Below are 24,840 nucleotides of genomic sequence, written 5' to 3'. Positions count from 1 at the left end.
TGTCAGTTGGCGCCGGGCTGGCTGTCCGGTTGTTTTTCCAGGGTCTTGTCCGGACTGATGGTGATATGCGCGCCCTGGGTCAGCTTGAGCTGCCCGGCGGTGACCACCTGTTCGCCGGCCGTCAGGCCCTTGCTGATCACCACCAGGCCATCACGGTGTTCGCCGGTGCCGACGAAGCGCCGTTCGGCCATCAGTGCCGGCTTGCCGTCGGCGTCCTTCTCCGGCTCGCCGTTCTCGGCCTTCTTCGGCACCGCGACGTACACCGAATTGCCGTACAGGGTGTAGGTCACCGCGCTTTGCGGCACCACCACTTCATTGCGCGGGTTGGGCAGCAGCACCTGGACATTGGCGAACATTCCCGGCAGCAGCTTGCCGTCGGGGTTGGCCAGGGTGGCGCGCACCAGCACGTTGCGGGTGGCGTCCTCGACTTTGGGGTTGATCGCGCTGACCCGGGCAGCGAAGGCCTCGCCGGGGAACGCGGCAACGCCGACCTGCACATCCTGGCCGATCGCGACTTTCGGCAGGCTCTGTTCCGGCACCGAGAAGTCGACATAGAGGCTGCTGAGGTCCTGCAGGGTGGCGATCACCGTGCCGCTGGGCAGGTACTCGCCGACATCCACCTGGCGGATGCCGATGGTGCCGCTGAAGGGGGCGGCGATGCTTTTCTTGGCCAGGGACGCCTTGAGCTGGTCGACCACCGCCTGGTTGCGGCGGAACTGCGAAGTCAGGCGATCGAATTCGCCCTTGGAGATGGCCTGGCTGCCCACCAGCTGGCTGCCGCGACCGTAGTCCATCTGCGCCAGCTTGAGGTCCGCCTCGGCGGTGCCGAGCAGGGCGGTTTCCACTTTGCCGTCCAGTTCCAGCAAGGGCTGGCCCTGCTTGACCTGCTGGCCGGACTCGAACATCAGCTTGGTCACCGTGCCATCGGTTTCCAGGCTCAGATCGACGCCCTGCAGCGCCTTGAGACTGCCCACCGCCGGCAAGCGACTTTGCCAGGAGAGCTCCCGCGCCTCGGTCGCCGCCACGCTGACGGCGGGTTTCGGTGCGGAGAACATCTGGATCTGCTTGTAGATCGAGAAGCCTTTATAGCCTCCCAGGATCAACACGATCAGCAGCACGATGCCCAACATGATCAGCATGCGACGGCGCAGCATAAAGTCCATTTCCTTGGATACGAGTTGGCGAAGTTTAGTCCTTTTGCCCTACGCCCGGCGTTCTGTCTTCAGACCAGATGCAGGTGGTTGTCCCACAGCCCCGAAGGCAATTGCAGCGGCTGTCCGACCAGGGTTTCCTGGCGGCAGTCGTAGAGACGGCAGCGGCCTTGTCCGGAGGTGACCACGAAGCCATCGGCCACCGCACCCACGCCAGCGCAATCCGGCATTGGCGCATCGAGTTTCACGCTGGCGTCGTCGAGGTTCCAGATGAACAGGCGGTTGGCCCGCGGCGCCGTCATCGCCACCAGGCGCAGCTCGCTGTGCACGGCAACGCTGGCGGTGTACTGGGCCATGGATTGCAGCTGGTGCTCCGGCACCGGGAAGGCCTCGAAGGGCTGGCCCGGGCGCTTGATCGCCAACAGCTCGGCGGTTTCGTGGGCATCGCCCATGAACTGCTGACAGGCGACCACCGTGCCATCGCTGCCGATGGCCAGGTGGCGCACGCTGTTCATCTGCTGGCCAAGGGTTTCCTTGCTGATCAGGCTGCCGTCGCGGCGCATCAGCACCAGGCTCGGCTCCATCGCGTTGAGGTTCATTTCCACCCGGCTTTCCGCTTCGGTGCGGATGCCGCCGTTGGCCACCACCAGGGTTTCCCCGTCGGGCAGCCAACTGACTTGGTGCGGACCGATGCCGTGGGTGGAAATCTCGCCGCTATGCACCAGGCGCTCGCCTTCGAAGCGGTAGACGCCGAGCACGCCACGTCCCGGATCGGTGGTGTCGTTCTCGGTGGCGTACAGCCATTCGCCGCTCTTGTGGATTACCGCATGGCCGTAGAAGTGCCGGTTCGGCTGCGACACGAGGGTCTGCAGCAGACGCCCGTCGCGCAAGTCGACCAGGTAGCTTTCGGTTCCCGGTCGGCGGGCGACGAACAGGGCGATGGGCAGGTCGGGGTGATTGATGATGTCGTGGCAACGCTGGGCCACCCGGGTGGCGAACACCTGGGTGCCGTCCAGGCGATAGCCGACCGCGTAATGCTGGCCGTCCGCGTCGTCGCGGGCAGACAGCAGCAGTGGCGGCTGATCCTTTCGCCGCAGCAGGGTCCAGCCGCCCAGGGTCAGGGCGCTGAGCAGAACGCTACCGAGTTTCAGGGCCTGGCGTCGCAGCATGATCAGTCACCGTCGTTGGCGTTGAAGCCGAGTTGGATGTTCAGCGCCTTGGCCAGCTCGCCTTCGTGCAGGCGGTGCACCACGTTCAGGCTGTCGTAGATGGCGTTGAGCTGCTGGCGACCGGCTTCGTCCTGGAGCAGTTCGTCGAGGGTGCGCTGGTTGCCTTCCAGCAGCTTGGTCGAGGCAGCGTAGGCGGCGTCGATCTTGTCCGCCAGGGTTTTCTGGTCGCTGCCCAGCAGGCCACGCAGGCCCTTGTTGTCGACGCCGACCCAGACGGTCTGCGCTGCGGCCAGGCTGGCGCTGATGCTCTTCAGCGACGACTGGCTGCGCCAGGCTTCGGCTTGCAGCGGCTGCGGAATGCCCTTGCTCATGCGGCCCATCGGCGTGCCGAGCTTTTTCTTCAGGGTGTCCAGGGCGGTGACCTGGGCGCGCAGCAGATCGGCGATGGCCTCGTGGGAGTCGGCGTAGCGATCGTTGGGGAACTCGGTCATCTGGGCGAGCATGCCTTTGCTGCTGTTCCAGTTCTTCAGGATGTCTTCGGCGAAGGTCTTCTGGTAGTCGGCGATGGCCACCAGCAGCGGGCAGTAGCGCGCCTTCTGCTCGGGGTTGGCAGCGTCCGGCTTGCTGTCGAAGAGGATGTACTCGTAGGCGGACAGACCGCGCACCACCACGCTGGAGTTGGCCACGGTGGCGGCGTCCACCGGTTTGTCGCCGCCGACCAGGGCTTCGACCTGGCGACCGACCAGGTTCTTCTTGTCCGGCCAGAACTGTACCTGCCAGGCGCGGTTGCCCTCGGCCAACGGGCCGATCAGCAGCGGTTGCAGTTCGGCCCAGGCTTTCTGCGCGTGGAGGAAGTCGGCGCGGGCGGTTTCCAGGCTGGCCTTGCCTTCGCAGTAGGCCAGGGCGCTGACAGACAGCTGACGGTCGGCTTCGACCCAGCGGCTGTAGGTCGGCATGATCACCTGCTTGGCGATGGCGGCGGAGGTCACCGCCTGCGGGTCTTGCGGCGAGCAGGCGCCCAGCGCGAGGGCGGCGAGGCTGGTGAACAACAGCTTGGGACGGAACATGTCCGGTTCCTCTCTCAGAGTGAATTCAGGAACGCCAGCAACGCTTCCCGTTGGCTGGCATCGAAGGTCAGGACGTGTTGCCGGGCGGCCTCCGCTTCGCCGCCGTGCCAGAGCACGGCTTCGAGCAGGTTGCGCGCCCGGCCATCGTGAAGAAACTGGGTGTGGCCGCTGACAATCTGGTTCTTGCCGATGCCCCACAGCGGCGGGGTGCGCCAGTCCTGGCCGCCGGCGGCGAATTCGCTGCGCTGGTCGGCGAGGCCCGGGCCCATGTCGTGCAGGAGCAGGTCGCTATAGGGCCAGATGGTCTGGTTGGCCAGTTCCGGCTCGGCGGCATTGGCCGAGGTGACGAACTTGGGCGTGTGGCAACCCTGGCAACCGGCCTGGTAGAACAGGTTCTTGCCCGCCAGCACCTGGGGCGAATCGACGTCCTTGCGCGCGGGCACGGCCAGGTTGCGGGTGTAGTAGAGGATCAGGCGCAGGATGTTGTCGCTGACTTCCTGCTCGCCATTGGCGCCGTTGCCGTTGGGCGCTTCCTTGCAGGCGGTCTGGGCCGCGGTGCAATCGTCGAACGGGCGCAGGGTGGTGGTCAGGCCCATGTCGCCGGACAGCGCGTGGACATTCTGCTGGTTGAGGTTTGGTTGTCCGGCTTTCCAGCCGAAGCGCCCCAGCACGGTCTTGTGTTCGGCATCGTCCCACACCCGGTTCGGTCGGCCACGGATTCCGTCGCCGTTGCGATCGTCGGGATCGGCGTTGGCGAGGATGGCCTCCTCGGGGATGGCTTCGAGCAGGCCGAGGCCGATCATCGGCGGGGCGATGCGTGCGGAGAAGCGCGTGTCCGGGTGCATCGGGCCGTAGCCGAGCTGGGTGATCATCAGCTTCGGCTGGCGCAATTCGACCTGGGTGCCGTCCTTGAAGGCGACGCTGACCGGCTCGTACTCGACCCGCACCTTGCCTTCCGGGGCCACGCCGGGGATCGCCATGTCCTGCAACTGGCCGCCATACACCGGCTCGGGAACGATGCCCATGCGCTCGATGAGCTTGGCGTATTCCGGCTGGTCGGGAATCGACAGGCGCACCAGCATCGACACCGCGTTGCTGTCGCCGGGCTCCGGCGGATGGCCGCGGCCGTCGCGGATATGGCAGTTCTGGCAGGCGTTGGTGTTGAACAGCGGGCCGAGGCCGTCGCGGGCGGTGGTGGTGGAGGGGGCGATGACCCAGGGATTGCGGAAGAAGCTGTTGCCGACGTTGAAGTCCAGGCGCCGGGCGGGCGTCAGGTTGGCGGCGGGCATCTGGTAGGCCCCGCGGTCGCCGCGGTTCACCGTGGTATCGCCACCGGCACGGGCTTCGCCCGGCTCGGCCTGGGTGAAGCGCGGGGCTTCGTCGCAGGCGGCCAGGGGCAAGGCCAGCAGCAGTGGAAGAAGGCGGCGAAGCAACGAGGGCATGGACGATCCCGGGCGGTGTTCGAAAAAACAGCCCGCAAGCTTAACAGGAGCGGGCGAAGTGAATAAGAGGGATTTGCGTTTGCTGCATGAAATTGGTGTCAGGTTTGTGGGAGTTTTGACCAGGCGCAATGATCTGTTGGCCTCATCGCTGGCAATGCCAGCTCCCACAGGTTTCGGGCAAGCCACAGGATCTGTGCTCGGCGCGGTACCTGTGGGAGCCGGCGTTGCCGGCGATGAGGCCAGCCGCGGCACCGCCAGATACCGGCCAATAAAAAAGGCGACCCGAAGGTCGCCTTTCTTGTCCGTTACCGGCGCTGATCAGAATTCGTGATCGGCGGTGTCCGGGTTCAGGTCGGTGATGCCCAGCTTGCTGGCAGCCTGTTCGATCGCGCCGGTCTGCTTGACCAGCGAAGCGATGGCGTCACGCACGATCTGGTTGCCGGCAGCGTTGTCGGCGGCGATCAGTTGGTCGTAGTGCTCACCCTTGAGGGCGTGGTCGACGATGATCTGGATCTTGGCTTCGGTCGCCGCCAGGTCGTCCTGCAGGGTCTTGTCGGTAGCCGGATCGACCTTGGCCACCAGCGACGACAGGCTCGGGCCGGTCAGCTTGGTGCCGTCGGGACGGGTGTACTCGCCCAGGTAGACGTTGCGGATACCCTTGGCGTCGTAGAAGTGCGAGTAGTGGGTGTTGTCGCTGAAGCAGTCGTGCTCGTCTTCTGGCGAGTTGGCTTCCAGGGAAACCTTCATGCGCTCGCCTGCCAGTTCACCCAGCGACAGGCTGCCCATGCCGAACAGCATCTTGCGCAGGCCGTTGGCGACCGGTTCGGCCTCCAGGCTGGCGCGGTAGTTGTCGGTGACGTTCGGCGCCCAGTTCTTGACCATTTCTTCCAGGTCGCTGACCAGCAGGTCGGTCACCGACTTCAGGTAGGCACGGCGACGGTCGTTGTGGCCGCCGGTAGCGCCTTTGCCTTCCAGGTAGTCCGACGCCGGACGGTTGCCAGCGCCAGGGCCGGTGCCGTTCAGGTCCTGGCCCCAGAGCAGGAATTCGATGGCGTGGTAGCCGGTGGCGACGTTGGCCTCGGAACCGCCCAGCTCGTTCAGGGTGGCCAGTTTTTCCGGGGTGATGTCCTTCACGTCGATCTTGTCTTCGCCGACCTGAATCTCGGTGTTGGCGATGATGTTGGCGTTGGCAGCCGGGTTGCCCAGGGCGTGCTCGTAGCTCTTGTCGACGTAGTCGATCAGGCCTTCGTCCAGCGGCCAGGCGTTCACCTGACCTTCCCAGTCGTCGATGATGGTGTTGCCGAAGCGGAACGCCTCGCTCTGCAGGTACGGAACGCGCGAGGCGAACCAGGCTTCCTTGGCGGCTTTCAGGGTGTCGTCGTTCGGGTTGGCGAGGAAGGCATCGACCGCGCCTTGCAGGGTTTTCGCGGTGCTCAGCGAGTCGCTGTACACGGCATAGACGATCTCGCTGTAGTGCTTGACCACGGCCTGGGCGGCAGCCTCGTCAACCGCGCCAGCGGCGGCCGGAGCAGCAGCCGGGGTGGCGGCGGCTGCCGGAGCCTGGGCTTGCGGAGCGGCAGCCTTGTCCTTGCTGCTATCGCCGCAGCCGGCGAGGGAGATGGCAATGGCCAACAGACTGGCGGTGGCCAGAGGCATACGAATCATGGCGAATTCCTGCGTCGATGGGTTGAACAGGCGTGCAGAAGGCCGCACGCGAAAAAAAGCTGCGACATAATGCGAAAGATTTGCATTTTATGTAAAGAGGCCATCACGGAAATAATCCCGCCTTGTCGTCCCCGGACAACCGTGATGTCGGCCTCAGAGTATGGAGACCTGGTTGCGTTGCGCCTGTTTGAGGAAGGCGGTCAGTTCGCGGGCCGGCAGCGGCTTGCTGTAGTGGTAGCCCTGACCCTCGTGGCAGCCCTGGGCAACGATGTAGGCCTCCTGCTCGGCCGTCTCCACGCCCTCGGCGATGACCTGCATGCCCAGGCTTTTGCCGAGCTGGATGATGGCGCGGACGATGGTGGCGTCGTCGTCATCGTCGAGCAGGTCCTGGACGAAGCTCTTGTCGATCTTGATCTTGTCCAGCGGCAGCGACTTCAGGTAGCTGAGGGACGAGTAGCCGGTACCGAAGTCGTCGATGGCGATCAGCGCGCCAGAACGGCGCAGGCTCAGCAGGTGCTGGGCGGCGGTGCTGATGTCTTCCATCAGGCCGGTTTCGGTGACCTCCAGTTCCAGGCTGCGCGGCGGCAGGCGGTAGATCTGCAGCAGGTTGTTGACCACCCGCGGCAACTCGCTGTGGTGCAGTTGCACGGTGGACAGGTTGACCGCCATGCGCAGCTCGCTGAAGCCCTGGTCGTGCCATTCGCGCAGCTGGCGGCAGGCCTGGTCCAGCACCCATTCGCCGATGGCGACGATATTGCCGTTCTGCTCGGCCAGCGGAATGAACTGGTCCGGCGGGACCATGCCCAGCTCCGGATGCTGCCAGCGCAATAGCGCCTCGACCCCGACCACGCGCTGGTCGCGGTAGCTGATCTGTGGTTGGTAGACGAGGAACAGCTGGTTGCGCGGCAGCGCTTCGCGCAGGTCTTTTTCCAGCTCGCGACGGCGGCGCATCTCGCTGTCGACGCTGGCGATGTAGAACTGGTAGCGGTTGCGCGAGCGGGACTTGGCCAGGGTCATGGTCTGCTCGGCCTTTTGCAGCAGCTTCTCGGTGCTGTCGCCGTCTTCCGGGAACAGGGTGATGCCGATGGTGGCGCGCAGGCGGATTTCCTGGAGGTCGAGGGCGAAGGGCGCTTCCAGGTCGTCGAGGATGCTTTGCGCCAGTTCCGCCGCCTCGTAGGGCTGTTCGATATCGGCCTGGACCAGGGCGAACTGGTCGCCGCCGAGCCGGGCCAGGGCGCCGAGGCGACCGCTGTGAGCGCGCAGGCGGTCGGCCAGGGCCAGCAGCAACTGGTCGCCGGCCTGGTAGCTGAATTGCTCGTTGATGCCCTTGAAGTCGTCGAGGCCGACGCAGATCACCGCGACCCGGCGCTGCAAGCGCCCGGCATCTATGAGGATCTTGTCCAGTTGCTGTTGCAACTGCTGGCGATTGGGCAGGCCGGTGAGGAAGTCGTACTGGGCCATGCGCAGCAGGCTGTTTTCCGCCTCGTGGCGCAGGTGGGTATTGCGCTCGATCGAGGCCAGCAACTGGTTGTGGGTATTGATCCACAGCCCCAGTTCGTTGGTCTCGTGGCCCTTGAGCAGTGGCAACTGGTGCTCGCTGGGGCGATCGGGATTGATCTGGGTGAGGTGCTCGATGATCCGCGACAGCGGCTTGGTCAGCAGCCAGTGATAGACCAGGTACAGCACCAGGCCCATGGCCAGGGCGCGCAGCACGCCGGAAACGAAGATGATCACCGAGCTGAAGATGAAGCCCTGGCCGTAGCTGGCGGTGTCCAGGGTGATATTGAGGTCGCCGTAGTACTCGCTATAGGGGCCGCGTCCAACCAGCTGGGTGGTGAAGGAGCGTTCCTGGCCGAGGATCAGGTCGGTGAGCCAGCGGGTGTTGTTGACCTGCAGCGGACGGGATTTTTCCGCGAGCATGGTTTCGTTGGGATGGCCGATGGAGGCCATACGCACGGCCTGGTCCTGGAACAGCCCCTCGATGACCTGCATGCCCATTTCCCGGTCGAGGCTGTACACCGCCTGGGTCGACGGGTCGCGGAACATGTCGAGGATGCGCTGGGCATCGCTGGCCACGGCCTGGCGGGTCTTGTAGGCATCGAACACGATCTGCGCACAGCTGAGCACCACTCCGACGATCAGCGCCGAAAGCAGGACAACCCTGAGCAACTTGACCGATAAGCTGTTCTTGAATTCCAGCTTCAATGGGAGTTCCTTAATCCATGCGCATGGCATCATTTTGCCATCAACCATGACAATCCACTATCGGCTTTTATACGGGAACGCTGCGCAGATTTGCCTGCCCCCGCAGCCTGGTCCCTCTCGTCCGGCGGACCTTCAGCACTGTATCGGTTGACCTGTCGCGGGACTTGAGTGCCGGGCGACGAAAGATTTCCAAGGCTTTGATGTTAGCGCGCCTTGTGCTGGCAGCAAGCACGCCGGGCTTTCGCCCAGGCAAAAAAAACCCGGCCAGGGCCGGGTTTTTTCAGGAGCGCGTGACTCAGGCAGTGAAGGTCTTGCCTTCGAACTGCTCGGCGACGAACTTCCAGTTGACCAGGTTCCAGAACGCCTCGACGTACTTCGGACGGACGTTGCGGTAGTCGATGTAGTAGGCGTGTTCCCAGACGTCGCAGGTCAGCAGCGGGGTGTCGCCGCTGGTCAGCGGGCAGCCGGCGCCGATGGTGCTGGCCAGGGCCAGGGAGCCGTCGGCCTTCTTCACCAGCCAGCCCCAGCCGGAACCGAAGGTGCCGACGGAAGTCTTGGTGAACTCTTCCTTGAACTTGTCGAAGGAGCCGAACGCAGCGTTGATGGCTTCAGCCAGGGCGCCGGTTGGCTGGCCGCCGGCGTTTGGTGCCAGGCAGTTCCAGTAGAAGGTGTGGTTCCACACTTGAGCGGCGTTGTTGAAGATGCCGCCCGAAGAGGTCTTGACGATCTCTTCCAGGGTCTTGCCTTCGAATTCGGTACCTGGGACCAGGTTGTTCAGGTTCACGACGTAGGTGTTGTGGTGCTTGTCGTGGTGGAATTCCAGGGTTTCCTTGGAAATGTGCGGCTGCAGGGCGTCGTGGGCGTAAGGCAGCGGCGGCAATTCAAAAGCCATGGTGAAATCTCCTAATCAGGTCTGGTGCGGTGAACGCAAGGCCGATCACGGGCGGCCGGAATGCATCGGCGAGTTTGTACTCTTTGCGACGCAGGCTCGGGATCATAGCACCGGGCCGGTGGCTAAACCACGCAACAAGTGTATGGACAAGAGGTTCCAGAGCCTTTTCCGGCGGCGGATGAATGGCGATCAGGTGAAGATCAGTTGCGCTGCCACGGCGAACATCATCACCGCCACCATCAGGTCGAGCAGGCGCCAGGTGCTCGGTCGCGCCAGCCAGGGAGCCAGCCAGGCGGCGCCGAGGGCAAGGGTGAAGAACCACAGCAGCGAGGCACTGGCGGCGCCGGCGACATAGGCGCCGGGTACCGTCTGCTGGGCGCCGAGGGAGCCGATCAGGAGCACGGTGTCGAGGTACACGTGCGGGTTGAGCAGGGTCACCGCCAGGGCGCTGAGCAGCACCGCGCGGCGTGAACGCAGGCCCTGGCCTTCGCCCTGTTCCAGGCTCTGCTTCGAGCAGGCGCGCATCAGCGCCTTGGTGCCGTACCAGACCAGGAACACCGCGCCACCCCAGCGCGCCACCGCGAGCAGGGTGGGGTTCTGTGCCAGCACGGTGGCCAGGCCGAACACACCGAGGGCGACCAGGATCGCATCGCACAGCACGCACAGCGCGGCCACCGGCAGGTGATGTTCACGGCGCAGGCTCTGGGCGAGGACGAAGGCGTTCTGGGTGCCGATGGCCATGATCAGGCCGAAGGCGACGAGGAGGCCGTTGAGGTAGCTTTGCCACATGGGGGATGACTCCTGATCTTCAGTGCTTTCCAGGGCCTCATCGCCGGCAACGCCGGCTCCCACAGGTTTGGCGGCACATGCGGTCATTGTGGGAGCTGGCGTTGCCAGCGATGAGGCCCTCAATGACTAGCAATTCTCCCGGATAAGGCGCTATAAGAAAAACCAATAAACCTCATCCCGCATTAGGAATACTGATGTTCGACTACAAGCTGCTTTCCGCCCTCGCCGCAGTGATCGAACAGGCCGGCTTCGAGCGTGCAGCCCAGTTGCTCGGCCTGTCGCAGTCGGCCGTTTCGCAGCGGATCAAGTTGCTCGAAGCCCGGGTCGGCCAGCCGGTGCTGATACGCGCCACGCCGCCGGCTCCCACCGAGATCGGCCGGCGTCTGCTCAACCATGTGCAGCAGGTGCGCCTGCTCGAACGCGACCTGCAAGGCCAGGTGCCGGCCCTGGACGAGGAGGGCTTGCCCGAGCGCCTGCGGGTGGCGCTCAACGCCGACAGCCTGGCGACCTGGTGGGCCGAAGCGGTACAGGCGTTCTGCGCCGAGACCGGGGTGCTGCTGGACCTGGTGGTGGAAGACCAGGAAGTCGGCCTCAAGCGTATGCGCGCTGGCGAGGTGGCCGGCTGCCTGTGCGCCAGCGAACGCCCGGTGGCCGGGGCACGCAGCGAACTGCTCGGGGCCATGCGCTATCGTGCGCTGGCCAGCCCCGCGTTCATGGCCCGGCATTTTCACGAGGGTGTCGATCCGCAGCGCCTGGCACGGACCCCGGCCATCGTCTTCGGTCCGGACGATTTTCTTCAGCATCGCTACCTGGCTTCATTAGGCATCAGCGACGGTTTCCTGCATCATCTGTGCCCTTCATCCGAAGGCTTCCTGCGCCTGACCGAGGCCGGTCTGGGCTGGGGCCTGGTCCCCGAGTTGCAGGCCCGCGAGCAACTGGCGAGCGGCAGGCTGGTGGAGATCGTCCCGGAGCGGCCGATCGATGTGCCCTTGTACTGGCATCACTGGCGCAGCGGCGGGCAGCTCCTCGGTCAGCTCACCGACCATCTGCGCCGCAGCGCCGGGCAATGGCTGGTGCCGTGGGACGCCCAGGCGGCGTCTGCACCCTCAGGAAAAAAACAGTAGGCGGAGTGTTCATGGCAATTCTGGTCACCGGCGCAAGCGGCTTCATTGGCGGTCGCTTTGCGCGGTTCGCCCTGGAGCAGGGCCTGCAGGTGCGGGTCAACGGCCGTCGCGCCGAAGGCGTCGAGCATCTGGTGCGGCGTGGCGCGCAGTTCATTCCGGGCGACCTGTCCGACCCGGAAGTGGCCCGGCGCCTGTGCCAGGGCATCGACACCGTGGTGCATTGCGCCGGGGCGGTGGGCAACTGGGGGCGTTACCAGGACTTCTACCAGGGCAACGTGGTGCTCACCGAGAACGTCGTCGAAGCCTGCCTCAAGGAGCACGTGCGGCGCCTGGTGCATCTTTCGTCGCCGTCGATCTACTTCACCGGTCGTTCGCGCACCGGCATCACCGAGGACCAGGTGCCGCGGCGCTTCTACGATCACTACGGGGCGACCAAGCACCTGGCCGAGCAAAAGGTCTTCGGCGCCCAGGAATTCGGTCTCGAAGTGCTGGCCCTGCGTCCGCGCTTCGTCACCGGTGCCGGCGATGTCAGCATCTTCCCGCGGCTGATGCAGATGCAGCGCAAGAAGCGCCTGGCGATCATCGGCAACGGTCTGAACAAGGTCGACTTCACCAGCGTGCAGAACCTCAACGAGGCTCTGCTCAGCGCGATCAACGCCGGTCCCGAGGCGCTGGGCCAGGCCTACAACATCAGCAACGGGCAGCCGCTGCCGGTGTGGGACGTGGTCAATTACGTGATGCGGCGGATGTCGCTGCCGCAGGTCACCCGCTACCGTTCGGTCGGCCTCGCCTACACGGCCGCAGCGCTCAACGAAGGCTGCTGCATGCTCTGGCCCGGGCGCCCGCAGCCGACCCTCAGCCGCCTTGGCGTGCAGGTGATGAGCAAGGACTTCAGCCTCGATATCAGCCGCGCCCGGCATTACCTGGATTACCGCCCGCAGGTCAGCATCTGGGCCGCGCTGGATGAATTCTGTGCCTGGTGGCAGGCGCAGCAGGGCGGTCACTGAACCTGAATCTTCCTTCATGGTCGATGAGGGCACCGCCCAAGCGGTTTATACTAGCGCCCATTTTGCTATCACCGTGGTTGACGACTGCCCATGCGTAACGATGCCCGAGACGATTTTGACGACGTGCCCACCCTCCAGGCGGTGGAGCGCGATGATGATGAATTCGCGCCGGCGGCGCATCCGCGCACCGCGCGCAAACAGGCCGCGAAGGCACCGATGGTCGGGCCGCTGTGGGCCTTGCTCGGTGCTTCCTTCATCGCCCTGGCCGGGGTGGCCTGGTGGAGCTTCCAGCAGATTTCCCTGATGGAGCAGCAACTGGTGGCGACCCAGGAAAGCTTCGCCCGTATCAGCGAGGAGGCGGCGGGGCGCTTGCAGGCGATTTCCGGCAAGGTCACGGCCAGCGAGTCGTCGGCCAACACCGAGAATGAAGCGCTCAAGCTGCAAGTGCGGCAGTTGCAGGCCAGCCTCAGCGAGCAGGGCAAGCAGCAGGAAGGCGTCGCCGGGCAGGCCGGCGAGCTGGGCAAGCGCCTGGAGGCGGCCATGGCCCAGGTCAGCCAGCAGCAGGCGGCCAACGCCCAGTTGCAGAACGAGTTGCAAAGCCAGCTGGCGGCGGTGGCGAAAGAATTGACCACCCTGAAGGCCGCGCAACTGGACGGCGGCAAGATCGAGGCGCAGTTCAAGAGCGTGAACGAAGAAGTGGCGGGTCTGAAGGCGGCGCGGGTGGACGGTGGCAAGATCGACACCCAGTTGAAGAACCAGGCGGCGGCGACCCAGCGCCTGGAGCAGGACCTGATCGTGCTCAAGAGCGAGCAGGAGAATCGTCCGGCGCCTGCAGCAGCGGCGGGTGGAGCCTCGACTGCCGAGTTCGATGCCTTCCGCGGGCAGATCACGCGCAACATCAATACGCTGCAAAGCCAGGTGCAGAATCTGCAACAGCAGATCAATGCCAAAAACTGAGTGGCCTTGAGGGCCTCATCGCCGGCAACGCCGGCTCCCACAGGTTCGCGAGCGCCGCTGAAACCTGTGGGAGCCGGCATTGCCGGCGATGAGGCCATAGGGTCGAGCAGTTACAGCCGCGGATAATCGATGTAACCCACCGCACCACCACCATGGAAGCTCTCCGGCCGCGGCTCGTTCAGCGCTGCGTCCGCCGCCAGCCGTGCCGGCAGGTCCGGGTTGGCGATGAACGGCACACCAAAGGCCACCGCATCGGCCCAGCCATCGGCCAGGGCGGCATTGGCACTCTGTTTGTCGAACTTCTCGTTGGCGATATACGGTCCGCCGAACGCCGCCTTGATCTGCCGTCCGATGCTGTCGTCGGCTTCCTTCTCCCGCGAGCAGATGAAAGCGATGCCGCGCTTGCCCAGTTCCCGGGCGACATAGGTGAAGGTTTCCAGCGGATTGGCATCGCCCATGTCATGGGCATCCATGCGTGGCGCCAGGTGCACGCCCACACGGTTGGCGCCCCACACTTCGATCACTGCATCGGTGACTTCCAGCAGCAAGCGCGCGCGGTTTTCCAGCGAGCCGCCGTAGAGGTCGCTGCGCTGGTTGGTGCTGCTTTGCAGGAACTGGTCGATCAGGTAGCCGTTCGCCGCATGCACCTCCACGCCGTCGAAACCGGCGGCCTTGGCGTTCTCCGCCGCGGTGCGGTAGGCATCGACGATATCGCCCAGCTCAGCGGTTTCCAGTGCACGCGGGGTCGGGTAGTCGGTGATCGGCCGCACCAGGCTGACATGGCCCTTGGGCTGGATCGCGCTCGGCGCCACCGGCTGTTCGCCATCGAGGTAGCTGGAGTGGGAGATGCGGCCGACATGCCAGAGCTGCATGAAGATGTGCCCGCCGGCGGCATGCACGGCCTTGGTCACGTTGGTCCAGCCGCGGACCTGGTCGTTGGACCAGATGCCGGGGGTATTCGGGTAGCCCACGCCCATCGGCATCACCGACGTCGCTTCGGTGAGGATCAGCCCGGCGCTGGCACGCTGCACGTAGTACTCGGCCATCAATGCGTTGGGCACCCGGCCCTCGTCGGCGCGGCAGCGGGTCAGTGGAGCCATGATGATGCGGTTCGGCAATTCGAGGTCGCCGAGGGTGATCGGATCAAACAGGGTCGTCATTGCTCAAACCTCAGTTGGCTGCGGGGGCCAGTTCGGCTTTGTTGCCGCCCTGGCTGAAGGTGATAAGGGTGATGATCAGCGCCAGCACCGCGAGGGCTGCCGCGGCCAGTGGCACGCGGGTCAGGCCCAGGCCCTGCTCGATGACCACGCCACCGACCCAGGCACCCAGGGCGTTGCCCAGGTTGAAGGCGCCGATATTCAGGGTCGAGACCAGGTTCGGCGCGGCCTTGCCGAAGGTCACCACGTTGACCTGCAACGCTGGCACGGCGGCAAAGGCGGCGGTGGCCCAGAGGAACAGGGTGATCTCCGCCGGGATCAGCGCGGCGCTGGTCCAGCTCAACACGGTGGAAACGATGGCCATGGCGGCGAACACACCGACCAGGGTGGCACCGAGGCGCCGATCGGCCATCTTGCCGCCGAGGATATTGCCCAGGGTCAGGCCCAGGCCGATCAGCAGCAGGGTCCAGGTCACGCCGCGCGGCGACACGCCGGTGACATCGCCGAGCAGCGGCGCGACGTAGGTGAACAGGGCGAACATCGACGCCGAGAACAGCACGGTCATCGACAGCGACAGCCAGATCCCGGCGCCTTTCAGGGCGGCCAGTTCGGCGCGCATGTCGAGTTTTTCCTCGTCATGGCGCAGCGGCAGGAAGCGCACCAGGCCGATCAGCGCGATCACGCCGATACCGGTCACGGCCCAGAAGGTCGAGCGCCAGCCGGCGACCTGGCCCAGCGCGGTGCCCAGCGGTACGCCGAGGACGTTGGCCAGGGTCAGGCCGGTGAACATCAGGGCCACTGCCGAAGCACGGCGGTTGGCCGGCACCAGGCTGGCCGCCACCACCGAACCGATGCCGAAGAAGGCGCCGTGGCAGAGGGCGGTGACCACCCGGGCGAACATCAGCAGGTTGTAGTCGCTGGCCACCGCACACAGCAGGTTGCCGAGGATGAACACGCCCATCAGGGTGACCAGTGCCAGCTTGCGCGGCAGGCGGGAGGTAGCCATGGCCATGAACGGCGCGCCGATGGCGACGCCCAGGGCATAGCCGGTCACCAGCCAGCCGGCGCCGGGAATCGACACACCGAGGTCCTGGGCCACGTCCGGCAGCAGGCCCATGATGACGAACTCGGTGGTGCCGATGGCGAAGGCGCTGAGCGCCAGGATCAGGAGTGAGAGGGGCATGGGGAATCCTTGTTCAGAGCTCGCGGCTCAGTTGCGCGAGGAACGCCTGGATGGTGTCCTCGTTGCGTTTGAAGAAGTTCCACTGTCCGACCTTCTGGCTGCTCACCAGTCCTGCCCGTTGCAGCGTTGCCAGGTGGGCCGAGACGGTCGACTGCGACAGGCCGCAGCGTTGATCGATCTGGCCGGCGCAGACGCCGTTTTCCAGGCTGTGGTGCTGTTCGGGGAAGCAGTTCTGCGGGTCTTTCAGCCAGCCGAGGATTTCTCGCCGCACGGGGTGGGCAAGGGCTTTTATTATTTCGTCGAGATCAATAGGCATGGTCGGGCTCGTGGGATGTGTAGCGGTATATCGCGATGGGGCGAAATATAAATCGGTATTTCGCGATATACAAATATGAAAAGGTTTGGGGCGTCGAGAAAATCGATATATGGGATGTTCTTGCGGGCCTCATCGCTGGCAACGCCAGCTCCCACAGTGTGCGATGGTGTACACAAAACCTGTGGGAGCCGGCATTGCCGGCGATGAGGCCGGTGAGAGCAACACAAATGCCTTAGACTCACACCCCATGAACTACCTAGCCCACCTCCACCTCGGCGGCGACCAGCCCGAGCAACTGCTCGGCAGTCTCTATGGCGACTTCGTCAAAGGCCCGCTGGAAGGCCGTTTCTCCCTGCCACTAGAGAGGGCGATCCGCCTGCACCGGCATATCGACAGCTTCACCGACAGCCATCCGCTGGTGCTCGCTGCCCTGGCGCGTTTTCCGGCCGAGCGCCGGCGCTTTGCCGGGATCATCCTCGATGTGTTCTTCGACCACTGCCTGGCCCTGCACTGGCACGACTACGCGACCCAGCCGCTGCCGCAGTTCACCGCGCGGGTGTACCAGGTGCTGACAACGGAGCCGGAGTTGCCAGGACGGTTGGCGCATATCGCGCCCTTGATGGCGGCGCACGACTGGCTGGGCTCGTATCGCGAATTCGCCGTGCTGGAGCAGGTGTTCAACGGCATCGCCCGACGGCTGTCACGGCCGGAAGGCATGGCCGGGGCGATGGCCGAGGTGGAAGCCCTGTATCCGTTGCTGCTGGAGGACTTCCGCCAATTCTATCCGCAGCTGCAGGCCTTCGCCGCCGCTGCGCTGGAAGACCCTCAGGCCGCCTTGGCGCGGCGCTGAGGCAAGGGTTCCACAGCTTCGCCGAACAGCGCCCGGCTGACTGCCTGCTGCGCCTGGAAGGCCAGGGCGGCACGCTCTTCACCCTTGCAGGCGATCGGCTCTAGCAACTGCACTTCGACCTCGGCACAAGGCTGGGCGAACAGGCGCATCAGGTGCGAGAGCAGGTCGTCATCACCGATGAACGGGGCGATCGGGTCCGGCTTGCCTTCACGCAGGTAACGCACGGCCACCGGTTGCAGCGGCACCTCGCTATCGATGGCGCTGGCCAGAAGGCGACCGTGGAAGGTGCGCAGGCTGCGGCCATCGGTGGTGGTGCCTTCGGGGAAGATCAGCAGCGGACATTGCTGTTGCAGGTGCTGGCTGATCTGCCGACGCAGCAGTTGGCTGTCGCCACCGCCGCGGCGGATGAACAGGGTCCCGGCCTTGTGCGCCAGCCAGCCGGCCACCGGCCAGGTGCGCACTTCGGCCTTGGACAGGAAGGACAGCGGGGCAAGCATGCCGAGCACCGGGATATCGGTCCACGACACATGGTTGCTGACCCACAGCATCGGCTGTTGCGGCAACTGGCCGATAACCCGCACGCGGAACGGCAGGGCATTGACCAGGCGCTTCATGAAGATCTGCGACCAGCGCTGCCGGCGTTGCGCCGAGGCGTTGATGCCCAGGCGCTCGAACAGGCCGAACAGCGAGGCCATGCCGAGCCCGAGCAACACCACCAGCAGCACCCGATTGATGCGGGCGAACACCCGCAGGCGCTGCATCACACCGCCGCCTTGAAGTGACGGGCGTAGCGCGGGCAGAGTTCGTCGCGCTTGAGCAGGATGAACACATCGGCGACCTGGAAATCCTCGTCCCAGCACGGCTCGCCACAGATCTTCGCGCCCAGGCGCATGTAGGCCTTGAGCAGCGGCGGCATCTGCGCCACCACGTTGCCTGGCAGAGCCAGGCTCGGCAGCGGGTTCTTCGGCTCGGCGCGCAGGTGTTCGGTGCACAGGTGTTGTTCGCGCAGGCGCTGCATGATCGCGTGGGCCTGCACGCCGCCGTCCTGCATCGGGATGCTGGCGCAGCCCATCAGGTAGCGGTAATGACCTTCGTTGAGGATCTCGGCCAGCTCGCTCCACAGCACGGCGATGGTCCCGCCGTTGCGGTAGGCGGCATCCACGCAGGTGCGGCCAAGTTCGAGGATCGGGCCCTGCAACTGGACCAGGCCGTGCAGGCTGAATTCCTCTTCGCTATAGAAGCGGCCCAGGCTGCTGGCGGCGCGATGGTCGAGCAGTCGGGTGGTGGCGACCAGGCGACCGCTATTGAGGTCGCGCACGCCGATATGCATGCAGTGGTCGTCGTAGTCGTCCATGTCCAGGCCGAGTTCCGCGCCTTTCAGCTTGGCCTTGAATTCACCACTGAAAACGCTGAAGCGCAGGGCCTGGGCCTCGCGCAGGGCAGCCGGGCCAACCAGGCGTTCGGCTTGCAGACGGCGTTCAGTGCTGTTGTCGCCAGAGCGAGCGATCTGAGTCATTGCGTGTCTCCATAAGCCAGCCATGGGGTTGCGGCCGGTCGACTTTGTTGTGCAAGCTCAGACTAGGTAGAGGGGGTGTCACCCCCGTGAATGTTTGGTGATGCTTGTATGACAGGCCCCAAGGAGTCCCCTCGATGAGCTGGCTGGAACGTCTCGATCAATCCTTTTCCCAACCTCTGCTGAACAGCCTGGATGAAACCTGGGCGGCGCTGCTCGACCGCCTGGGTCCGGTGTCGCCGTTCGAGCTGGCGGTGCTCGGCGGCAAGGCCATGCCGACTCCGGGCCTGGCGTTCCTGACCGGCTACCAGGCGGCGCTGCGGGTGCTCTGGCCCAGCGCGCCGGACAGCCTTGGCGCGCTGTGCGCCAGCGAGAAACGCAGCGTGCGCCCGGCGGACATGCACATGCGCCTGGACCTGGAGGCGCTGCGCCTGAATGGCAGCAAGGACTTCGTCACTGGCGGGCACGAGGCCGACTGGTTGCTGGTGGCAGCGCGCAGCGAGGCGCCGGGGGAGGCGCCGCAGATCAGCCTGGCGGTGGTCTATCCCGGCGAACCCGGGGTACGCCTCGATCCGCTGCCGGCACTGCCGCTGATGCCGGAGGTGGGGCATGCGCGACTGCATCTGGAGCAGGCACTGTGCGAGCGGCTGGCCGGTGATGGCTGGGATGCCTATGTGAAGCCGTTTCGCTCGCTGGAAGACCTGTATGTCCTTAGCGCCCTGGCAGCCTGGTTGTACGGTATCGGCCGTACCAATGGCTGGGCCCAGAGCCTGATGCTGCGCCTGCTGGCGTTGTTGGCCGGCTGTGCCGAGGGCAGCCGGCAGAGTGCCGAATCGCCGGCTTGCCATCTGCTGCTGGGCGGGTTGTTCGCCCAGTTCGGCGAAATGCGCGACGAGATCAACAAGGCGCTGGCGGGGACCGAGGGCGAGTGGGCCAACCTGTGGATGCGTGACCAGGGGATTCTGGAGATTGCCAGTGCGGCGCGGGCCAAGCGTTTGGCCAAGGCCTGGGGGTTGGCAGGTTTTTCCTGAGTTGTGGCTGCTGCCCTCATCGCTGGCAATGCCAGCTCCCACAGGTTTTTGTGTGCGCCACTGAACCTGTGGGAGCCGGCGTTGCCGGCGATGAGGCCCGAAACGACACCCACCATCCTGTCATGAAGCCCGTCTATCCTTGCCCGGTCACGCTCCCCGGGTACAGACCATGCGCACCGCGCTCCTTGCCATCCTGTTCTTCCTCTCCAGCCCAACCTTTGCCAATGAGGCAGACCTCCGGGCCTACGCCTTCCCGCCGCGCAACGAACAGACCCGCGAAGGCATCCGCACCGATGCCCTGCTGGTGATCCAGGACGGCCAGGTGGTGTTCGAGCAGTACGCCGCCCCGACCGGCCCGGATACCCCGCACCTGACCTGGTCCATCAGCAAGAGCGTGCTGGCCACCGTCCTCGGTGTTGCCTACGGTGAAGGCCGCTTCAAACTGGACGATCCGGTGGCGAATTTTTACCCGCCGATGAAGGACCATCCCGAGATCCGCATCCAGGACCTGCTGCACTGGGCAAGCGGCCTCGACTGGCAGGAAGACTACGAGTACGCCCCGCTGAAGTCCTCGGTGGTGGCGATGCTCTACACCACGGGGCGCAGCGATATGGCCGGGTTCACCGCCGGGCATGACAGGGCTGCCGCTCCGGGCGAGCGCTTCCTCTATTCCAGCGGCGACAGCAATGTCCTGGCTGCAGCCTTGCGCCAGATGGTCGGGGCCGAGCGCTACGCCGACTATCCCTGGACCGCGCTGTTTGCCCCCCTCGGTATCGACAAGGCGGTCTGGGAGCGGGATGCCCAGGGCACCTTCGTCGGCTCTTCCTACCTCTACATGACCGCCCGCGAGCTGGCGAAGGTCGGCCAGCTGATGCTCGACGACGGTCGTTGGCAGGGGCACCAGTTGCTCCCGGCACAGTGGGTTGCTTTCAACCTGCGTCCATTCGCCGGGGCCGGCATTCCAGTCAACGAAGCCATGCCCGGCGGCCACTGGTGGCTGAACAGCAACGCCGCCTGGCCCGACGCGCCCGGCGACACCTTCGCCGCCCTCGGCCATTGGGGCCAGGCCCTCTACGTGCTGCCTAAGCAAAGGCTGGTGATCGTGCGCTACGCCGACGACCGCGACGGCAGCTTCCAGCACAACACCCTGCTGCGCCAGGTACTGGCCGCGTTTCCCGGAGAGCAGCCATGAAGCGCCTGCTGTTGCTGATCGTCCTCGGCCTGCTGCTGTGGGGCTGGTCCGAACGTGAGGCGCTGAGCGCCTTTCCCGGCATCCTCAGCGCCTACACGGCGAAGGAATATTGCTCGTGTCGCTATGTCACGGGCTTCGACCCCGAGTACTGCCTGGGCTATGTGAAGCAATGGCTGCCGCTCAGCGCTCTGCGTGACGATGAGCAGGCCCGGGAGGTGTTTGCCAGTGGCCTTGGCCGCGACGCCCGCGCCCGCTGGCAAGGCCCGCGCGAGGGCTGTCGCTTGCTGCCGTGAGGGCGGGCGGGTAAGGTTGAGCGCCAAAGTGTTTCAGGATTTCGCATGTTCAGCCCGCTCCGCCTTCTGCTCGCCCTGCTGGCGATCGTCTGCCTTCCCGCCCAGGCCAACTGGTACCTGGACAACGAGTCATCCCGCCTTTCCTTTATCACCAGCAAGAACGGCGATGTGTCGGAAGTACACCGCTTCCTGGTGCTGCACGGCAAGGTCGATCGCAAGGGCGCGGCAGAACTCGAGGTCGAGATGGAGTCGGTCAGCAGCGGCATCCCGCTGCGCGACGAGCGCATGCGCAAGGACCTGTTCAATGTCGCAGCTTTCTCCGAAGCGACCATCAATGCCCAACTCGACCTGCGCCCGATCAACGACCTGGCCAATGGCGCCCAGCTGGAACTGCGTCTGCCGCTGAGCGTGACTCTGCACGGCAAGACCCACAGCTACAACGCCCAGTTGCTGGCGACCCGCCTCGACGAGCGGCGTTTCCAGGTGGTGACCCTCGAACCCCTGGTGCTGCGCGCCGAGCATTTCGACCTGACGCCGGGCCTGGAAACCCTGCGCAAGGCGGCCGGGCTCAAGTCGATCAATCTCTCGGTGCCGGTGGGTGCGGTGCTGATCTTCACGGCGCGCTGACATGGCCGGGCCGGTCTTCCCTTGGCGTTCCGGCAATCAATTCGAACTGCTGATCGACGGGCCGGCGTTTTTCCCGCTCATGCTCACCGCCATCGCCCGGGCCGAGTTCCAGGTCGACCTGGAGCTGTACCTGGTGGAGGCGGGGGCCTGCGCCGAAGCCATGGTCCTGGCCCTGGTCAGCGCTGCCGAGCGCGGCGTGCAGGTGCGCTGCCTGTTCGATGACTACGGTTCGCTGGCCTTCACCCTCGGCCTGCGCCAGCGCTTGCAGGCCGCGGGCGTCGAGCTGCGCTGGTACAACCGGCTGCGCTGGCGACGGGGCTTGCGCAACCTGTACCGCGACCACCGCAAGATCCTCCTGGTCGACCAGTCCGCTGCCTGGGTCGGCGGTACCGGGGTCACCGACGAGTTCTGGCAGCCTGTCGAGAACACCAGTGAATGGCACGAAGTCATGGTGCAGATCCAGGGCCCGCTGGTGGCGGACTGGCAGATGCTCTTCGACCGCCAATGGCGGGCCAACCTGCGCCGGGTCGCCTGGCGTCCGCCGACCCATTTCGGCCTGCCGCGCCTGCCACGCCTGCCTCCCAGCGGCGAAGGGCTGGGCCGGGTGGCCTACGCCGACGCCCGCCAGCACCGCGACATCCTGCAATCGCTGGTGCGTGCCCTGAACAGCGGGCAGCAACGGATCTGGCTGGCGACCCCGTACTTCCTGCCGACCTGGAAGGTCCGCCGTGCCCTGCGCCGTGCTGCCTCGCGGGGTATCGACGTGCGCCTGCTGCTGACCGGTCCGCGTACCGATCACCCGTCGGTGCGCTACGCCGGGCATCGCTATTACCCGCGCCTGTTGCGTGCCGGGGTGAGGATCTTCGAATACCAGCCGTGTTTCCTGCACCTGAAGATGGTGGTGGTGGACGACTGGGTCAGCATCGGCTCGTGCAACTTCGATCACTGGAACCTGCGCTTCAACCTCGAAGCCAATGTCGAGGCCATCGACCCGGGGTTGAACCGGGCGGTGAGCGAAAGCTTCGTCCGTGATTTCGCCTTGAGCAGCGAGGTCAGCCTCGACGACTGGCGCGCCCGGCCATTGTGGCGGCGGGTGCAGCAGCGGATCTGGGGCTGGCTGGACCGCCTGGTGGTGAACCTGCTCGACCGGCGCGACTGATCTCGCGTAAGGAAGCGACGCGGACCCTGTGGGAGCTGGCTTGCCAGCGATGAGGCCGGCAATGACAAAGAGTGGGTCAGGTCTGGCCCTATCGCTGCATAGGTATCTACACAACTTCAGATCAGCCATGAAGCTACAGGCCGCCGAGTACCTGTGGGAGCATGGCAGAGATGTGTAGATACCCATGCCTATCGCTGGCAAGCCAGGTCCCACAGGGCCCGCGTCTGTTCTGCAGGCAATAAAAAAGCGGCGAGGGGGACACCCACGCCGCTTTTGCTTTCAGCTTGAAACTTGCCGCTTGAGGCTTACTTCACTTCCACCGCCAGGCTTTCGGCGATCTTGCTCTGCCAGATCGCAGGGCCGGTGATGTGTACCGACTCACCGTTGCTGTCCACCGCGACGGTGACCGGCATGTCCTTGACCTCGAACTCGTAGATCGCTTCCATGCCCAGTTCAGCGAAGGCCAGGACCTGGGATTTCTTGATCGCTTGAGCGACGAGGTAGGCAGCGCCACCCACGGCCATCAGGTACACGGCCTTGTTGTCCTTGATCGCGTCGATTGCGGTCGGGCCGCGCTCGGACTTGCCGATCATGCCCAGCAGACCGGTCTGCTCGAGGATCTGGCGGGTGAACTTGTCCATGCGGGTCGCGGTGGTCGGACCCGCTGGGCCAACAACCTCTTCACGCACCGGATCGACCGGGCCGACGTAGTAGATGAAGCGGCCTTTGAGGTCCACCGGCAGTTCTTCGCCACGGTTGAGCATCTCGACCATGCGCTTGTGCGCCGCGTCGCGGCCGGTGAGCATCTTGCCGTTGAGCAGAATGGTCTCGCCCGGTTTCCAGCTCTGCACTTCTTCCGGGGTCAGGGTGTCGAGGTTGACACGGCGGGCCGACGGACCAGCTTCCCAGACGATTTCCGGGTAGGCGTCCAGCGACGGCGCTTCCAGTTCGGCCGGGCCGGAGCCGTCCAGCACGAAGTGGGCGTGACGGGTGGCGGCGCAGTTGGGGATCATGCACACCGGCAGCGAGGCGGCGTGGGTCGGGTAGTCCATGATCTTCACGTCGAGCACGGTGGTCAGGCCGCCGAGGCCCTGGGCACCGATACCCAGCTGGTTGACCTTGTCGAACAGCTCAAGGCGCAGTTCCTCGATGCGGTTCTGCGGGCCACGGGCTTTCAGTTCGTGGATGTCGATCGACTCCATCAGAACTTCCTTGGCCATCACCGCGGCCTTCTCGGCGGTACCGCCGATGCCGATGCCGAGCATGCCAGGCGGGCACCAGCCGGCGCCCATGGTCGGAACGGTCTTCAGTACCCAGTCGACGATCGAGTCGGACGGGTTGAGCATGGCCATCTTCGACTTGTTCTCGGAACCGCCGCCCTTGGCCGCCACGTCCACTTCCACGGTGTTGCCCGGGACGATGGAGTAGTGGATGACCGCCGGGGTGTTGTCCTTGGTGTTTTTACGCGCACCGGCCGGGTCGGCCAGGATCGAGGCGCGCAGGACGTTGTCCGGCAGGTTGTAGGCGCGACGCACGCCTTCGTTGATCATGTCGTCGACGCTCATGGTGGCGCCGGCCCAGCTCACGTCCATGCCGACGCGGACGAACACGGTGACGATACCGGTGTCCTGGCAGATCGGGCGGTGGCCGGTGGCGCACATGCGCGAGTTGATCAGGATCTGCGCGATGGAATCGCGTGCGGCGGGCGACTCTTCACGCAGATAGGCTTCGTGCATTGCCTGGATGAAATCGACGGGGTGGTAGTACGAAATGAATTGCAGGGCATCGGCGACGCTCTGAATCAGGTCGTCTTGCTTGATCACGGTCATGCAGCGCGCTCCTCTTAAACACGGGAACATTCAATAGGTATTCCGACGCGGACAGGCCGAGGTGTCGAAACGACCTTTCAGACGCGCCGCGACAATATGTCCGACGCAAAAAAGGCGCGGCAGTATAGCGCGGCTCGGCTTTCGGTACACGCGCCAGTGGTCCAACCATGGTCGGTGATCGCACGGCATCGTTTTTGCTGTTCCTCTTGGCCTGAAGATCAG

At 65.1% G+C, this 24,840-nt stretch carries 23 protein-coding genes; 9 read left to right on the top strand and 14 right to left on the bottom strand.

The annotated features are described in order from the left end of the window. Nucleotides 1–2 precede the first annotated feature (2 nt). From ACODSK_RS13275 to ACODSK_RS13240, 8 genes are all read right to left on the bottom strand, one after another. Nucleotides 3–1,154, bottom strand: a complete 1,152-nt coding sequence (locus ACODSK_RS13275; protein WP_489016600.1) for an efflux RND transporter periplasmic adaptor subunit — start codon at nucleotides 1,152–1,154, stop codon at nucleotides 3–5. A 68-nt stretch (nucleotides 1,155–1,222) separates the two neighbouring features. After that, entirely contained in the window at nucleotides 1,223–2,320 is a 1,098-nt protein-coding gene (locus tag ACODSK_RS13270) for a DUF1513 domain-containing protein (protein ID WP_489016599.1), read from the bottom strand. 2 nt (nucleotides 2,321–2,322) lie between these two features. Then, nucleotides 2,323–3,387, bottom strand: coding sequence for an imelysin family protein (locus ACODSK_RS13265; RefSeq protein WP_489016597.1), 1,065 nt, complete (start codon nucleotides 3,385–3,387; stop codon nucleotides 2,323–2,325). A 14-nt stretch (nucleotides 3,388–3,401) separates the two neighbouring features. Beyond that, nucleotides 3,402–4,829, bottom strand: a complete 1,428-nt coding sequence (locus ACODSK_RS13260) for a di-heme oxidoreductase family protein (RefSeq protein WP_489016595.1) — start codon at nucleotides 4,827–4,829, stop codon at nucleotides 3,402–3,404. A 318-nt stretch (nucleotides 4,830–5,147) separates the two neighbouring features. After that, nucleotides 5,148–6,494, bottom strand: a complete 1,347-nt coding sequence (locus ACODSK_RS13255; RefSeq protein ID WP_489016594.1) for an imelysin family protein — start codon at nucleotides 6,492–6,494, stop codon at nucleotides 5,148–5,150. A gap of 153 nt (nucleotides 6,495–6,647) precedes the next feature. Continuing rightward, nucleotides 6,648–8,729: a putative bifunctional diguanylate cyclase/phosphodiesterase gene (locus ACODSK_RS13250; protein ID WP_489016642.1), complete on the bottom strand. Its 2,082-nt coding sequence runs from the start codon at nucleotides 8,727–8,729 to the stop codon at nucleotides 6,648–6,650. Between the two features lie 265 nt (nucleotides 8,730–8,994). After that, a complete protein-coding gene (locus tag ACODSK_RS13245; RefSeq protein ID WP_330073339.1) occupies nucleotides 8,995–9,591 on the bottom strand; it encodes a superoxide dismutase in 597 nt (198 codons plus the stop codon). A 189-nt stretch (nucleotides 9,592–9,780) separates the two neighbouring features. Beyond that, nucleotides 9,781–10,380, bottom strand: a complete 600-nt coding sequence (locus ACODSK_RS13240; RefSeq protein WP_489016592.1) for a LysE/ArgO family amino acid transporter — start codon at nucleotides 10,378–10,380, stop codon at nucleotides 9,781–9,783. A 188-nt stretch (nucleotides 10,381–10,568) separates the two neighbouring features. Between ACODSK_RS13240 and ACODSK_RS13235 the strand changes: the two genes are divergently transcribed. From ACODSK_RS13235 to ACODSK_RS13225, 3 genes are all read left to right on the top strand, one after another. Beyond that, nucleotides 10,569–11,504, top strand: coding sequence for a LysR family transcriptional regulator ArgP (locus tag ACODSK_RS13235; protein ID WP_489016641.1), 936 nt, complete (start codon nucleotides 10,569–10,571; stop codon nucleotides 11,502–11,504). An 11-nt stretch (nucleotides 11,505–11,515) separates the two neighbouring features. Then, nucleotides 11,516–12,511 carry an NAD-dependent epimerase/dehydratase family protein gene (locus ACODSK_RS13230; RefSeq protein ID WP_489016591.1) on the top strand — a complete coding sequence of 332 codons (996 nt, stop codon included), beginning with the start codon at nucleotides 11,516–11,518 and terminating at the stop codon, nucleotides 12,509–12,511. A gap of 90 nt (nucleotides 12,512–12,601) precedes the next feature. Beyond that, nucleotides 12,602–13,468, top strand: coding sequence for an ATPase (locus tag ACODSK_RS13225; protein WP_489016590.1), 867 nt, complete (start codon nucleotides 12,602–12,604; stop codon nucleotides 13,466–13,468). Between the two features lie 110 nt (nucleotides 13,469–13,578). On the opposite strand, the gene ACODSK_RS13220 is transcribed toward ACODSK_RS13225, so the two are convergent. Genes ACODSK_RS13220 through ACODSK_RS13210 form a run of 3 tightly spaced genes read right to left on the bottom strand, consistent with a single transcriptional unit; the run spans nucleotide 13,579 to nucleotide 16,124 of the window. Further along, on the bottom strand, nucleotides 13,579–14,628 hold the full coding sequence (locus ACODSK_RS13220) for an alkene reductase (protein ID WP_489016588.1): 1,050 nt from the start codon (nucleotides 14,626–14,628) through the stop codon (nucleotides 13,579–13,581). Between the two features lie 10 nt (nucleotides 14,629–14,638). After that, complete coding sequence (locus ACODSK_RS13215) at nucleotides 14,639–15,808, bottom strand: MFS transporter (protein WP_489016587.1); 1,170 nt, start codon at nucleotides 15,806–15,808, stop codon at nucleotides 14,639–14,641. A 13-nt stretch (nucleotides 15,809–15,821) separates the two neighbouring features. Beyond that, nucleotides 15,822–16,124: an ArsR/SmtB family transcription factor gene (locus ACODSK_RS13210; RefSeq protein WP_489016586.1), complete on the bottom strand. Its 303-nt coding sequence runs from the start codon at nucleotides 16,122–16,124 to the stop codon at nucleotides 15,822–15,824. A 247-nt stretch (nucleotides 16,125–16,371) separates the two neighbouring features. On the opposite strand from ACODSK_RS13210, the gene ACODSK_RS13205 reads away from it, so the two are divergent. After that, the gene (locus ACODSK_RS13205; protein WP_489016584.1) at nucleotides 16,372–16,974 is read left to right on the top strand and encodes an acyl carrier protein phosphodiesterase; all 603 of its coding nucleotides are present in this window, start codon (nucleotides 16,372–16,374) and stop codon (nucleotides 16,972–16,974) included. Here ACODSK_RS13205 and ACODSK_RS13200 read toward each other — a convergent pair. Together ACODSK_RS13200 and olsB are read right to left on the bottom strand one after the other, a co-directional pair. Next, entirely contained in the window at nucleotides 16,950–17,735 is a 786-nt protein-coding gene (locus ACODSK_RS13200) for a lysophospholipid acyltransferase family protein (protein WP_489016583.1), read from the bottom strand. The two genes, ACODSK_RS13205 and ACODSK_RS13200, sit on opposite strands and share 25 nt — an antisense overlap. Further along, the gene (gene olsB, locus ACODSK_RS13195) at nucleotides 17,735–18,490 is read right to left on the bottom strand and encodes an L-ornithine N(alpha)-acyltransferase (protein ID WP_489016581.1); all 756 of its coding nucleotides are present in this window, start codon (nucleotides 18,488–18,490) and stop codon (nucleotides 17,735–17,737) included. Before olsB ends, ACODSK_RS13200 begins: the two co-directional genes overlap by 1 nt. A 134-nt stretch (nucleotides 18,491–18,624) precedes the next feature. Here olsB and ACODSK_RS13190 point away from each other — a divergent pair, with 134 nt between their 5' ends. The 5 genes from ACODSK_RS13190 to ACODSK_RS13170 all read left to right on the top strand — a co-directional run bounded on the left by ACODSK_RS13190 (nucleotide 18,625) and on the right by ACODSK_RS13170 (nucleotide 22,789). After that, nucleotides 18,625–19,518 (top strand): acyl-CoA dehydrogenase family protein, encoded by an 894-nt coding sequence (locus ACODSK_RS13190; protein WP_489016579.1) that lies wholly within the window; start codon nucleotides 18,625–18,627, stop codon nucleotides 19,516–19,518. 169 nt (nucleotides 19,519–19,687) lie between these two features. Further along, nucleotides 19,688–20,710: a serine hydrolase domain-containing protein gene (locus ACODSK_RS13185; RefSeq protein ID WP_489016578.1), complete on the top strand. Its 1,023-nt coding sequence runs from the start codon at nucleotides 19,688–19,690 to the stop codon at nucleotides 20,708–20,710. After that, on the top strand, nucleotides 20,707–21,003 hold the full coding sequence (locus ACODSK_RS13180; protein WP_489016577.1) for an amidase: 297 nt from the start codon (nucleotides 20,707–20,709) through the stop codon (nucleotides 21,001–21,003). Before ACODSK_RS13185 ends, ACODSK_RS13180 begins: the two co-directional genes overlap by 4 nt. A gap of 45 nt (nucleotides 21,004–21,048) precedes the next feature. After that, the gene (locus tag ACODSK_RS13175) at nucleotides 21,049–21,630 is read left to right on the top strand and encodes a YceI family protein (RefSeq protein WP_489016575.1); all 582 of its coding nucleotides are present in this window, start codon (nucleotides 21,049–21,051) and stop codon (nucleotides 21,628–21,630) included. A gap of 1 nt (nucleotide 21,631) precedes the next feature. Continuing rightward, on the top strand, nucleotides 21,632–22,789 hold the full coding sequence (locus ACODSK_RS13170; RefSeq protein ID WP_489016573.1) for a phospholipase D-like domain-containing protein: 1,158 nt from the start codon (nucleotides 21,632–21,634) through the stop codon (nucleotides 22,787–22,789). Between the two features lie 305 nt (nucleotides 22,790–23,094). Here ACODSK_RS13170 and ACODSK_RS13165 read toward each other — a convergent pair whose 3' ends face one another. Next, a complete protein-coding gene (locus ACODSK_RS13165) occupies nucleotides 23,095–24,618 on the bottom strand; it encodes a fumarate hydratase (protein WP_489016571.1) in 1,524 nt (507 codons plus the stop codon). Nucleotides 24,619–24,840 lie beyond the last annotated feature (222 nt).

Source organism: Pseudomonas sp. FG98 (genome assembly GCF_057808595.1).
Note: the sequence above shows the minus strand (reverse complement) of the source record. Positions and strands in the feature narration are given on the sequence as shown.